Origin of the sequence: Bradyrhizobium sp. BWA-3-5 (assembly GCF_032917985.1) — a bacterium.
GTDB lineage: Bacteria > Pseudomonadota > Alphaproteobacteria > Rhizobiales > Xanthobacteraceae > Bradyrhizobium.
Map to the genome: position 1 here is coordinate 6,344,171 of NZ_CP136626.1, position 12,500 is coordinate 6,356,670.

13 protein-coding genes are annotated in these 12,500 nt (G+C 64.1%); 6 read left to right on the forward strand and 7 right to left on the reverse strand.

Annotated elements, in window-relative coordinates:
• Nucleotides 1-61: 61 nt before the first annotated feature.
• Together aroC and RX331_RS30430 are read right to left on the reverse strand one after the other, a co-directional pair.
• On the reverse strand, nucleotides 62-1,147 hold the full coding sequence (gene aroC, locus RX331_RS30425) for a chorismate synthase (RefSeq protein ID WP_317253290.1): 1,086 nt from the start codon (nucleotides 1,145-1,147) through the stop codon (nucleotides 62-64).
• Between the two features lie 155 nt (nucleotides 1,148-1,302).
• Nucleotides 1,303-1,902 carry a histidine phosphatase family protein gene (locus tag RX331_RS30430; protein WP_317253291.1) on the reverse strand — a complete coding sequence of 200 codons (600 nt, stop codon included), beginning with the start codon at nucleotides 1,900-1,902 and terminating at the stop codon, nucleotides 1,303-1,305.
• A gap of 244 nt (nucleotides 1,903-2,146) precedes the next feature.
• Here RX331_RS30430 and RX331_RS30435 point away from each other — a divergent pair, with 244 nt between their 5' ends.
• Both RX331_RS30435 and RX331_RS30440 read left to right on the forward strand, forming a co-directional pair.
• Nucleotides 2,147-2,635, forward strand: coding sequence for an RNA polymerase sigma factor (locus tag RX331_RS30435; RefSeq protein WP_283029530.1), 489 nt, complete (start codon nucleotides 2,147-2,149; stop codon nucleotides 2,633-2,635).
• A 74-nt stretch (nucleotides 2,636-2,709) separates the two neighbouring features.
• On the forward strand, nucleotides 2,710-3,486 hold the full coding sequence (locus RX331_RS30440) for an anti-sigma factor (protein ID WP_317253292.1): 777 nt from the start codon (nucleotides 2,710-2,712) through the stop codon (nucleotides 3,484-3,486).
• Between the two features lie 383 nt (nucleotides 3,487-3,869).
• Here the strand turns inward: RX331_RS30440 and RX331_RS30445 are convergent, their stop codons facing one another.
• Together RX331_RS30445 and RX331_RS30450 are read right to left on the reverse strand one after the other, a co-directional pair.
• Nucleotides 3,870-4,820, reverse strand: coding sequence for a J domain-containing protein (locus RX331_RS30445; protein WP_317253293.1), 951 nt, complete (start codon nucleotides 4,818-4,820; stop codon nucleotides 3,870-3,872).
• Between the two features lie 108 nt (nucleotides 4,821-4,928).
• Complete coding sequence (locus RX331_RS30450; protein ID WP_317253294.1) at nucleotides 4,929-5,336, reverse strand: RT0821/Lpp0805 family surface protein; 408 nt, start codon at nucleotides 5,334-5,336, stop codon at nucleotides 4,929-4,931.
• A gap of 122 nt (nucleotides 5,337-5,458) precedes the next feature.
• On the opposite strand from RX331_RS30450, the gene pdxH reads away from it, so the two are divergent.
• Complete coding sequence (gene pdxH / locus RX331_RS30455; protein ID WP_317253295.1) at nucleotides 5,459-6,100, forward strand: pyridoxamine 5'-phosphate oxidase; 642 nt, start codon at nucleotides 5,459-5,461, stop codon at nucleotides 6,098-6,100.
• A 41-nt stretch (nucleotides 6,101-6,141) separates the two neighbouring features.
• Nucleotides 6,142-6,894: an SDR family oxidoreductase gene (locus tag RX331_RS30460; RefSeq protein ID WP_317253296.1), complete on the forward strand. Its 753-nt coding sequence runs from the start codon at nucleotides 6,142-6,144 to the stop codon at nucleotides 6,892-6,894.
• 171 nt (nucleotides 6,895-7,065) lie between these two features.
• On the opposite strand, the gene RX331_RS30465 is transcribed toward RX331_RS30460, so the two are convergent.
• The gene (locus RX331_RS30465) at nucleotides 7,066-7,266 is read right to left on the reverse strand and encodes a hypothetical protein (RefSeq protein ID WP_317253297.1); all 201 of its coding nucleotides are present in this window, start codon (nucleotides 7,264-7,266) and stop codon (nucleotides 7,066-7,068) included.
• Nucleotides 7,267-7,414: 148 nt separating this feature from the next.
• Nucleotides 7,415-8,392, reverse strand: coding sequence for a magnesium transporter CorA family protein (locus RX331_RS30470; protein ID WP_317253298.1), 978 nt, complete (start codon nucleotides 8,390-8,392; stop codon nucleotides 7,415-7,417).
• Between the two features lie 399 nt (nucleotides 8,393-8,791).
• On the opposite strand from RX331_RS30470, the gene RX331_RS30475 reads away from it, so the two are divergent.
• Nucleotides 8,792-9,478: a L,D-transpeptidase gene (locus RX331_RS30475; protein WP_317253299.1), complete on the forward strand. Its 687-nt coding sequence runs from the start codon at nucleotides 8,792-8,794 to the stop codon at nucleotides 9,476-9,478.
• Between the two features lie 28 nt (nucleotides 9,479-9,506).
• Here RX331_RS30475 and RX331_RS30480 read toward each other — a convergent pair whose 3' ends face one another.
• Nucleotides 9,507-10,655 carry an extensin family protein gene (locus tag RX331_RS30480; protein ID WP_317253300.1) on the reverse strand — a complete coding sequence of 383 codons (1,149 nt, stop codon included), beginning with the start codon at nucleotides 10,653-10,655 and terminating at the stop codon, nucleotides 9,507-9,509.
• An 83-nt stretch (nucleotides 10,656-10,738) separates the two neighbouring features.
• Here RX331_RS30480 and RX331_RS30485 point away from each other — a divergent pair, with 83 nt between their 5' ends.
• A complete protein-coding gene (locus RX331_RS30485; RefSeq protein WP_317253301.1) occupies nucleotides 10,739-12,367 on the forward strand; it encodes a fatty-acid--CoA ligase in 1,629 nt (542 codons plus the stop codon).
• The last annotated feature ends 133 nt before the right edge of the window (nucleotides 12,368-12,500 follow it).

Consider the following 12,500-nt stretch of genomic DNA (forward strand, 5'->3'; position numbering starts at 1 on the left):
TATTTGCCGCGCAAGTTCAGCGCGCGTCAAGGCGCGCAAAACGCTTGACGTTGAGGTCCTGCTAGCCGACCTGTCCGCGGTGGCGCAGGAATTGGTCTGCCAGCACGCAGGCCATCATGGCTTCCCCCACCGGCACTGCGCGGATGCCGACGCAGGGATCGTGACGGCCCTTGGTCATGATGTCGGTGTCGGCGCCGGCGCGATCCACCGTCTTGCGCGGCGATAGGATCGACGAGGTCGGCTTGACCGCAAAGCGCAGCACCACCGGCTGGCCGGTCGAGATGCCGCCGAGCACGCCGCCAGCATTGTTGGAGAGGAAGCGCGTGCCGTCATTGCCGGTGCGCATCTCGTCGGCGTTCTCCTCGCCCGACAGTTCGGCGGCGGCAAATCCCGCGCCGATCTCGACGCCCTTCACCGCATTGATGCTCATCATGGCGGCCGCCAGCTCGCCGTCGAGCTTGGCGTAGATCGGCGCGCCCCATCCGGCCGGCACACCCTCGGCCACCACCTCGATGACGGCGCCGATCGAGGAGCCGCTCTTGCGGATGCCGTCAAGATAGGTCTCGAAGAACGCCGCGCTGTCCTTGTCGGGGCAGAAGAACGGATTGCGCGAGACCTCGTCCCAGTCCCATTTGTCGCGGTCGATCTTGTGCGGGCCCATCTGCACCAGCGCGCCACGCACCTTCACGTCGGAGAGGATCTTGCGCGCGATCGCGCCGGCCGCGACCCGCGTCGCGGTCTCGCGCGCCGAGGAGCGGCCGCCGCCGCGATAGTCGCGCAGGCCGTATTTGGCCTCATAGGTGAAGTCGGCGTGACCGGGGCGAAACTTGTCCTTGATCTCGGAATAGTCCTTGGAGCGCTGGTCGGTGTTTTCGATCAACAGCGCTATCGGCGTGCCCGTCGTCACCTGCACGCCGGTCTCCGGATGCGCCATCACGCCGGACAGGATTTTGACCGCATCCGGCTCCTGGCGCTGGGTGGTGAAGCGCGACTGGCCGGGACGGCGGCGATCCAGATCGCGCTGGATGTCCTCGTTGGTGAGCGGGATCAGCGGCGGGCAGCCATCGACCACGCAGCCGATCGCGACCCCATGGCTCTCGCCGAAGGTCGTGACGCGGAACAGGTGGCCGAAGGTGTTGTGGGACATGGCGTGTCGTAACGCGGTCGCGCGCGGCGGTCAAACGTCTGTCATTCCGGGGCGCCCGAAGGGCAAACTATGGGGTGCCTCTTGCACCCCTGAGAATCTCGAGATTCCGGGTTCGAGCTGCGCTCGCAACGGAATGACGGTGGTAAACGACTTCCTTAACTATACTTCTTAAGCCCGCCGTCGCGGAACACGTAGACCGCGCCCTGCTCGATCAGGAGGTCGGCGGCGCTCTGCGGCGTTTCGATGCCGAGCGCCACCATCAGCGCCCGCGCGGTGCCGCCATGGGCCACCGCGACAGTGTCCGCGCCGACGGAATCGTACCAGTCGCGCATCCGCGCCTGCACCTCGGCGTAGGTCTCGCCGCCTTCCGGCGCCATCGTCCATTTCGCGGTCAGCCGTTTGGCGTACAGCACCGGATCGGCCGCCTGCATCTCGGCCAAAGTCGAACCTTCCCAGACGCCATAGCCGATCTCGCGCAACCGGTCGTCGAGCGTATAATCTTGCAACGGAAGTTCGAGCGCCCCGCGCACCAATTCCATCGTCGTCCGCGCTCGCAACAGCGGACTTGCGACGAATGGCAGCGCCGAAATGTCGCGGCCTTCGCGCTTGAAGAGACCGGCGAGGACAGAGCCGGCATGGACCGCCTGCCGCCGGCCGAGATCATTCAGCGCGATGTCCCGCGTGCCCTGCAGCCTGCCTTCCGCATTCCACGACGTCTCGCCATGGCGAATGTAGTAGATCACGGGCATAGGCATCGGACTGTCAGCTATTCCTTCGCAACCGAATTGGAGAGCAGACCTGATTTCTGCGACATCCGCTTTTCCATCGCGCTTTCCCAGCGGAGTTGGAGGTACACCAGCACTCCAGCGCGGTCGAGCCTGAATCGGCTTTTCGATTAACGCCGTTTCAGCTAGGCCTCAATGGCCGGAATAGACGCGGTGACGTGGTGTTATTCCGGATAAGGCGTTCGCGCCCGACAACCCTTGCGACGTGGTACCGATGAGCGCGTTTCGTCAAAGTGTCGAAGCCATGATTCCGGCGCTCCGCCGCTATGCACGCGCGCTCGCGCGCGATGCCGACATCGCCGACGATCTGGTGCAGGACACATTGGTGCGCGCGCTGCGTTCGGAGCGGCTGTTTCTCGGCGGCGACGTCAGGAGCTGGCTCTATACGATCCTGACCAATCTGAACAAGAACCGGCGGCGGTCGCTGGCGCGGCGGCCGCAATTCATGCCGCTGTCGGACAATAACCCCGACGCCAGCGGCACCGAAGCCGAAGGCCGCGACATCGCCCGCGCGCTCGCGACGCTGGTGGAGGAGCAGCGCTCGGTGCTGCTCTTGGTGATGTTGGAAGGCTTGAGCTACCGCGAGGTCGCCGACATCCAGGGCGTGCCGATCGGCACCGTAATGTCCCGGCTTGCCCGCGCACGCGCGCATGTCAAAGCTTCGCTCGAGGGCGAGCGTACGGCGCTGCGGCGGGTGAAATGAAGGCGCGAAAGAGACGGCGTGTGAAACGCGTTACGGACAGACAGACAGAGCTGGAATAGGCAGAGACGACGACAATGACCGATCGCAATATCCCCGTCACCGAAGACGAGCTGCATGCCTACGTCGACAACGAGTTGCCGGCCGAACGCCGCGGCGATGTCGAGGCATGGCTCGCTACGCATCCCGACGATGCCGGGCGGGTGCAGTCGTGGCGCGCGATGGCGGAAGCGCTGCACGCCAGGTACGATTCGATCGTCGATGAGGCGGTGCCGAAGCGGCTGGAAATCGAGCGCCTGGTGCAACAGCCGCGTCGGTGGGTGGTTGGGGCCGTCGCGGCCACGCTGGCGGCCTTCGTCGTCGGCGGCGGCATGGGCTGGGTGGCGCGTGGCGCAACGGCGGCGGTGCCTTCGGTTCTGCAAGCCTTCACGGTGCATGCCATCGAGGCGCACCGGCTCTACGTGGTGGAAGTCCGTCATCCCGTGGAAGTGCCGGGCAGCGAGCGCAGCCATCTGCAGCAATGGCTGACCAAGCGCTGCGGCTGGGTCGTCCGCGCCCCCGAACTGACGGGCGCCGGTTTGAAGCTGGTCGGCGGCCGGCTATTGCCGAGCTCCGCCGGCCCCGCCTCCTTCATGATGTACGAGAGCGCCTCGGGCGAACGGTTCACGATCTACACGGCCAAGTCGGAAGCCGAAGCAACGCAGATGCGCTTCGCGGCGGAAGGCAAGGAAAGCACCCTGTTCTGGGCCGATGACGGGGTGGTCTATGCGGTGGTCTCGACCGGCACCGACCGGGGACGGCTGACCCAGGTCGCCCAGGCGGTCTACGATCAGATGGAGAAGAAGGGCGGCTAGGTCGCCATCGGTTCCGATTGAATTGGAACCGGTGCTCCAAATTCTGTTTTGACGCGTTTTCTTAACGCGAACCGGCGGCCCTTCGCTCGAAAACGCTACGGGCAGGCGCTTTGTCCCAATTCTGACATCGAAAATCTGGAATGAAACCACCAGCCGGTCTCATTAATGCACCGGGTGATCACGCGAAAATGAGTAGCGCTCGATCCGCCGATCGGCGCAAGCGGCCTCGATCGGGGTTTGGTACCGCGCTGGTCCCCCTTTCGAGGCCGCCCCTTTTCCCGAAAACCCCTTAGTTTTCAGGGAGAAGCGTGCTTTTTCGGGAAGCTCCGGCTCGGACCCCGCTGTCAATTCCACACAACACCGACGCCGCGAATCAGGGCTACTCAGCCGAGATCGCTGCGCGGATTGTAGGGGTGGCTGTCGCGCCACTTTTGCATCAATGCCTCAAGCTCGGCATCGTTCCCGTCAGGTAAAATAATTCGGGTGGTCACGAACAGGTCGCCGGTGCCGCCAGGCTTGGGCAGGCCCTTGCCCTTGAGGCGGAAGGTGCGGCCGCTGGAGGTGTTTTTCGGGATCGACAGCTCGACGGCGCTGCCGAGGGTGGGCACCCGGACCTTGCCGCCCAGCACGGCTTCATACAGCGTGACGGGCAGATCGAGCCGCAGATCGCTGCCATCGACCTTGAAATGGGGATGCGGCGCGATGCTGACGGTGATCAGGAGGTCACCGGGCGGATGGCCCGGCGCGGTCTCGCCCTGCCCCTTCAGCCGGATCTGCTGACCGGCGGTCACGCCGGCCGGGATTTTGACGTTGAGCTCCTTGCCGGTAGGCAGGCGCACGCGCTTCTCGCCGCCCTTGACCGCTTCTTCCAGCGACACCGTCATGGCGACGTTCAGGTCGAGGTCGAGGCCAATCCCGCCGGTGTCGAATTCGAAGGCACGGCCACCGCCGGGGCGCGCGCCCCGCGCAGCACCACCGAACATGCTGTTGAGGATATCTTCGAATCCCGCGCCGCCCGCGCCGCCGCCGGAGCGAAAAGTATAGGACTCGAAGCCGCCCGGTCCGCCGGCGCGGCCGCCTGCGCCGCCGCCGGGAAAGCCCTGGAAGCGCGGCTTGCCCTCGGCGTCAATCTCGCCGCGGTCGAACTGCTTGCGCTTGTCCTCGTCGCCGATGATCTCGTTGGCCGCGTTGATCTCGGAAAAGCGGGCAGCCGCCTTCGGATCGTTCTTGTTGCTATCGGGGTGATGTTTCTTGGCGAGCTTGCGATAGGCACTCTTGATCGCCGCAGCGCTGGCGCCCCGCGGCACCCCCAAGACCTCATAGGGGTCGCGCATCCGTCACGTCTCCTTCACGGAAATTCAGGTGTAGAGCTTAGGGCAATTCGCCCGCTTTGGCTTCATCTGGGGAGCCAGTTGCATTTTTGCAACGGCCGAAAGAGCGACTTATCCCCTGGTCCAGGGCTTGATGGTGTGAATTTCCCATCGCCCCTGGCCGGCCTTGCAGGCTGCGCCCTGCAGCCAGCTTTCCGAACGGCCATTGACATAGCTCGCCAGAAAATCCCGGCAGGTGCGGCCGTCTTCGGCGGAATAGGCCTGCGACAGCGGCGTTACCGAACCGCGCGCGCCGGTCTGCGGATTTTCCCACGGCTGGCTGGTATCCTTGTCGCCCTTGGTGAGCACGTCGGAGGCGGCGGTGCGGGCAAAGGCGAGATCGCTCTCGGTCGGCGCCGGCGGGGGTGTCACCTGCTTGCCAAGCGTGCCCGTGACGTCGGCAGCATTGAGCTTGGCATAGGCATCGGGGCGCGACAGACTGCAGCCGCCACAGCCGAGGCCGATCAAAATCAGCGTCATCGCCGCACGCATAGACCCGATCGCCGATAGGCCAACGCGTCCCCATGCCCTATATAGGGCTTGCCCGTAAGTGGGCTGCAACGCGCTCTGGGACGCGAGGGTACGCAACTGGGACTCCTGCCATGACGGACACGACCTCCATCAAACACCCGACACCGTTAACATCGGGTGATTTTACCGCGGCCGGGGAACCGTTCGCGCTGTTCGCCGAATGGTTTGCGGAAGCCGTGAAGTCCGAGCCGAACGATCCCAACGCGATGGCGCTCGCGACCGTCGATCCCGACGGGCTGCCGGATGTCCGGATGGTGCTGCTAAAGGGCTATGATGCCGACGGTTTCGTGTTCTACAGCCACATCGCCAGCCAGAAGGGCCGCGAACTCGCCGCAAATCCTAAGGCCGCTTTACTATTTCACTGGAAATCGCTGCGCCGTCAGGTCCGCATTCGCGGCAGCGTGACCCCGGTGACATCAGAGGAAGCCGATGCCTATTTCGCCACGCGGCCGAAGCAGGCGCAGATCGGCGCCTGGGCCAGCAAGCAGTCGCAGCCGCTGGAAAGCCGCTTCGCCTTCGAGCAGGCGATCGCGCTCGTCGCCGCCAAGCATGTCGTCGGCGAAGTGCCGCGGCCGCCCGGGTGGAGCGGCTGGCGCATCACCCCGGCGCGTATCGAATTCTGGCACGACCGCCCGTTCCGCCTGCACGACCGCATCGAATTCCGCCGCGATGCGCCGGGACAAGGATGGAGCAAGGTGCGGCTCTATCCTTGACGCCATACGCACGCGACGACGTTCAAAGTTGAAAGACCTGCATGCCCGCTCCATCCAATGCGCCACGGCGCACGCTGCTTCTGACCGGTGCCAGCCGTGGCATCGGCCACGCCACCGCGATCCGTTTCTCCTCGGCCGGCTGGCGCGTCATCACCTGCTCGCGGCATGCGTTTCCGGAAATCTGCCCGTGGGGCGCTGGCCCTGAAGATCACATCGAGGTCGACCTCGGCAGCCACGACGACACCGTGCGGGCGATTTCCGAAATCCGCCGGCGGCTGGAGAACGACGAGCTGCACGCCCTCGTCAACAACGCTGCGATCTCGCCGAAGGCGCCGGACGGCGGGCGGCTCGGCACCATGGACACCGACATTGAAACCTGGACTCACGTCTTTCACGTCAACTTCTTCGCGCCGGTCATGATCGCGCGCGGCCTGATCGAGGAATTGAAGCACGCGCGGGGCGCGGTGGTGAACGTCACCTCGATCGCCGGTTCGCGCGTGCATCCGTTCGCGGGCGCGGCCTACGCGACCTCAAAGGCGGCGCTCGCCGCGCTGACGCGCGAGATGGCTTCCGATTTCGGCCGCGTCGGCGTGCGCGTCAATTCGATCGCGCCGGGCGAGATCGACACTTCGATCCTCTCGCCGGGCACCGAGAAGATCGTCGAACAGCAGATCCCGATGCACCGGCTCGGCACGCCGGACGAGGTCGCGAAAATCATCTATGTGCTGTGTACGGAAACCAGCTCCTACGTGAACGGCGCCGAGATTCACATCAACGGCGGCCAGCACGTCTAGGGCGTGACGATGTTGTAGGTATCGAGGGTAGGCAAAGGAGCGTCAGCGACGTGCCACCATCTATTACCGACGACGTTGCCTGATGGTGGGCACGCGGAGCTTGTCATCGGGCGCGCATTCGCGCGACCCGGTGGCTTTGCCCACCCTACATCACCTCGCAAAGCCCGCCGGTCACTCCGCGCGAAATGCGCGCTGCGCGCTGCGCAGACTGGCTGCAGCAATATTGAACGTGCTCGAACACTCGTCCTCGTTCTCGCCGTCCGATAGCGCCGCGCCACAGTGCCGGCAAAGCCGCGTCGAGAACGCCTGCGCCTTGTCACCGGTGCGGCCCTGCTGATAGCGCGCCAGGTCGATGACATTGCGTGGCGACATTATGAGTTTCTCAACCATTGGATCCTCGCGGCCTGAGAGACGCTTTATCGCAGACAAATTTCGACCATTCGTTCAGTCCACCGCTCAAATTTTAGCGGTGAAGTTGAACCGATCTTTCGTACGTCGTGAGTTGCAGGGGAACCATTTCCTACAGCCACTTCTTCCACTTGAAGATCAAGTATGGCAGCACGGCTGCCATGAGCATCATGAGAAGTGCCATCGGATAGCCGTGCGGCCAATCGAGCTCGGGCATCGCCTTGAAATTCATACCGTAGACCGAGGCGATCAGCGTCGGCGGCATCAGGACCACAGCCATCACCGAGAACAGCTTGATGATGTTGTTCTGCTCGAGATTGACGACGCCGAGCATGGCGTCGAGCGTGAAGGTGATCTTGTTGGAGAGGTAGGAGGCGTGGTCGGTCAGGGAACCGACGTCGCGCTGCATGGTCTTGAGCTGCTCGCGCATGTCCTTGGACCATTTGACGCCTTCCACCGCCGCCGACAGGAAGGTGACGACGCGGCCGATCGAGACCAGGCTTTCACGGATCTTGGAGACCAGGTCGCCCTTGCGCCCGATCGCGATCAATATCTGCGAGTACCGCTTAGCCTGGCCGTGGCGCGCGCTCTCCGGCTCGAAGATGTCATGGGAAACCTGGTCGACCTCGGCGCCGGCACGCTCCAGAATATCGGCGCAGCGGTCGATCACCGCATCGAGCAGTTCCATCATGACCATTTCGCCCGGGATGCCCGGGATGCATGAGCGCGCCAGCTTGTGTTCGATCAGGGCAAACGGCTTCGGCTCGTCGTAGCGGACGGTGACCAGGCGGTGACCGGCCAGGATGAACGTCACGGCCGTGGTCTTCGGCATGTCGGTATCGGAATTGCACATTAGCGTCGCGGTCATGTAGCGGGCGCCGTTCTCGATATAGAGGCGGCTGGAAATCTCGATTTCCTGCATGTCCTCCCGGGTCGGGATCGCGATCCCGGCCAGACGCTCGACCGCGCGATCCTCCTCCGCCGTCGGGTTCAACAGGTCGATCCAGACCGCATTGTCCGGCAGTGCCGCCGGGTCCATGGCGGGGAGCTTCTTGAGGGCGGCTCCGGCAGGAACAAATACCGAAAACATGAGCAACTCCGGAACGGGGCGACAGGCCGTTGTTCTGACGCACGTGCGTCACGCGAACCGGTACCCATTTCGCTGCAAAACGCCATCGGTACCAGCGGCACTAAACCCGATTCTGGCAAGCGCTTCATGACCCGCGCATTAACCGGCGGTCCATATTTGTGGCGATGAGGTGGCGCCGGCGCGGCCCTGATCAGGCTCGGGCGTACCCTGTGACCCAAAAACAACCGGCGGTCGCAGATTTTGCGGCACAAAAGCCACAGCTGGCCTTCCGCAGCGCCGAACGGAGCTGCAAAAGCTGGCTTATCAGCCGGTAATTGCGGATAATGGGATTAATGGAATCGTCGCGTTTCGGGCGCAAGATTGGCCTGCGAACGCCAGACTTTCGATTGGAAGTGTGCCATGTCGTCGTTGAAAGTAATCCTGGGGCTGCTCGCTGCCGGTCTTGCGTTGTCTGGTTGCATGCCTGCGACCACCTATCAGGCCGCCCCTGAAGCTACCCTCAAGCCGAACGACAAGGCTCAGCTCGCCAAGGCGCGCTATGCTGCCGTTCCAGTGGCCGAGCCGTTCCGCCGCGCCATCGTCGACTATCACCGCAAGGAACTGCCCGGCACGATCGTGGTCGATTCCGACAACCACTATCTCTATCTGGTGCAGGATGGCGGCAAGGCGATCCGCTACGGCGTCACCGTCGGCGAGGAAGCGCTCGCGTTCTCCGGCATCGCCAAGGTCGGCAACATGGCTGAATGGCCGAAATGGACGCCAACCGCCGACATCCACAAGCGGATCGAAGGCCTCCCTGCCTCGGTGCCCGGCGGCGTCGACAATCCGCTCGGCGCCCGCGCGCTGTACCTCTATCAGGGCAATCGCGACACGCTGTTCCGCATCCACGGCACCAACCAGCCGGAATATATCGGCGCCTCGATCTCGTCGGGCTGCATCCGCATGACCAACGAGGACGTCATCGACCTCTACAGCCGCGTCAAGCAGGGCACCGTCGTCGTCGTGCTCGAGCCGAAGCAGGGCGACTCGCCGTACAATTCCAAGATGGCGCTGCAGGGCGGCGGCAACATCCCGACATCTCAGTAGCCGACGCCGGTTACGCCGCGGTCGAAGATCAAGAGCGCCGGCTTTGCCGGCGCTTTTTCTTTGCGGGCTTCTCCTCGCGCGGCGGCTCGGTCTGCTCCGATTTCTCGGCATCCGGATTCTCCGCATCGGATTTTTCAGCCTCCGGCTTGCCGGCGCTCGGCTTGGCATCTTCCGGCTTTGCATGATCCGCCTTGGCGGCGACCTCGCGCGGCGGCGCTTCCTCGGGCCTCTCGGCCGGCAATAGCGGGGCCTTCTGCGGCAGTGGGTCCAATACGTCCCACTGGCAGATCCGGTAATTGCCGCGTCGTTCCATCAGGTCGAGATGGATGTGGTCCTCATGGTACCAGTCCGAGCTCGGGCCGAGCACCGTCGAGAATCGCGCGCAGACCGAGTGCAGCACGGTCTCGCGCAATTGCCGCGGCACGGTACGGTCGGTCAGCGAGATCAAGGTGCCGTCGGCGAGCTTGAAGCCGCGCACGTCGAGCGCGTTGGCGCGGCCGTGCTCGGAGAGTTTTGCGCCGACGATCCGGTTACGGCCACGGCACTCGAACGAATCGAAATTGTCGAGCTCGGCGACCGCGCCGCCGAGGCGCTGCGCCAGTGGCGCGATGTCGCTGCGGATCCAGCCGGCGATCGCGGAAGCCATCGTACAGCGCAGGATCGCCGCCGGCTTCACCGAAACCCGCCGCTTGTCCGGCAGCACGACCGCCTCCAGCCGCACCAGATCCTCGCCGCCGCAGCCGTTAGCGCCGCGAATGTCGGGGATGCTCGGCGCTATCGCGATGTCGTCCGTCAGCGCCAGCCGGCAGGCCGATGGCTGTGGCGTGGGCTGCGGGGCCGGCGCCGCCTGCTCCTTGGCTTTGTCCTTGGTCTTGTCCGTCTCGAGGGGTGCCTGGTCCTTGTCGGTCTCTTCGTCGCGCTCGGCCGAAGGCGCCTCGTCCGGACGCGGCTTCGGCAGCGGCACCACGGCATGGCGCGACTTTGCGCGCGCGCGGGGCTCCAAATGACTGAACAGACCATCCCATGGCGCGGCGCGCGATGCCTTGGCCGCCAAAGCCGGATCGGCTGGCATGCCAACCAACAGCGCGCCCGCGGCAGCGGTAACCATTGCTGCTCCGATGCGGCCAAAGGCGCCATTAGCCCATTTTCGGCTTGCTTTCCGCGCGGTAAAGTTCATGTCAATTCCATGAACCCAACCGCCGGTCGGCTCGTAGAGAGAGCAGATCGCGGCAAAGAACAAACCATTGGAGGAAAGTGGGTATGCTCGGATTGATGCAAGACTGGCCTTTGCTGTGCCACCGGATTATCGAACACGCGGCGAAGTATCACGGCACGCAAGAGGTCGTCACGCGGTCCGTCGAAGGTCCCATTCATCGCACCAATTACGCCGAAATTCATGCACGCGCGCTGAAAGTATCGCAACGGCTCGACCGCGACGGCATCAGGCTCGGCGACCGCGTCGCCACCATCGCCTGGAATACCTGGCGCCATCTCGAATGCTGGTACGGCATCATGGGCATCGGCGCGATCTGCCACACGGTCAATCCCCGGCTTTTCCCCGACCAGATCGCCTGGATCATCAACCATGCGCAGGACCGCATGGTGATGACCGACATCACCTTCGTGCCGATCCTGGAAAAGCTCGCCGATAATTTGCCGAGCGTGGAGCGTTACGTCGTGCTGACCGACAGGGCGCACATGCCGCAGACCACGCTGAAGAACGCGATCGCCTATGAGGACTGGATCGGCGAGGTCGACGGCAAGTTCACATGGCAGGACTTTGACGAAAATACCGCCGCCGCGATGTGCTATACCTCGGGCACCACGGGCGATCCGAAGGGCGTGTTGTATTCGCATCGCTCCAACGTGCTGCACGGGCTGATGGCCAACAATGTCGACGCCCTCGGCACCAGCGCCGCCGAGACAATGCTGCCCGTGGTGCCGTTGTTCCATGCCAACAGCTGGGGCATTGCGTTCTCCGCGCCTTCGATGGGCACCAAGCTGGTGATGCCCGGTCCCAAGCTCGACGGCGCTTCCGTCTATGAACTGCTCGAGACCGAGAAGGTCACGCATACCGCCGGCGTACCGACCGTGTGGCTGATGCTGCTCAACCACATGGCCGCCAATAATCTCAAGCTGCCCCACCTCAAGAGCGTGGTGTGCGGCGGCTCGGCGATGCCGCGCTCGATGATCAAGTCGTTCGTCGACATGGGCGTTCGCGTGCGCCATGCCTGGGGCATGACCGAGATGAGCCCGATCGGCACGGTCGCGGCGCTGAAGCCGCCGTTTGCCGAACTGTCCGGCGAGGAGCGGCTCGACATCCTGCAAACGCAGGGCTATCCGCCGTTCGGCGTCGAGATGAAGATCACCGACGATGCCGGCAAGGAGCTGCCCTGGGACGGCAAGACCTTTGGCCGACTCAAAGTCTCCGGTCCGGCGGTCGCCAAGGCCTATTTCAAGCTCGACACCAACATCCTCGACGAGGAAGGCTTCTTCGACACCGGCGACGTCGCGACCATCGACGAGCACGGCTACATGCGGATCACCGACCGCTCCAAGGACGTGATCAAGTCCGGCGGCGAATGGATTTCGTCAATCGACCTCGAGAACCTCGCCGTCGGCCATCCCGCCGTCGCGGAAGCCGCCGTGATCGGCGTCTATCATCCCAAATGGGACGAGCGCCCGCTCCTGATCGTGCAGCTCAAGGCCGGCCAGACGGCGACGCGGGAAGAGATCCTGAAGTTCATGGACGGCAAGATCGCCAAATGGTGGATGCCCGACGACGTCGCTTTCGTCGAGGGCATTCCCCACACCGCAACCGGCAAGATCCTGAAGACCGCGCTGCGCGAGCAGTTCAAGAGCTACCGCTTCCCGAACGCTGCGGCGTGAAGCGCGGCTGTCCCTTCCCCGTCGGGAGGATGGTTCAACAAAGCGCCGGCGTGAATGAGAACCTCACGCCGGCGCTTTCTTACTTTTCGAATTCATAACCTCCCGCCGGAAAACGCCGCACCCTCCCCGCCGT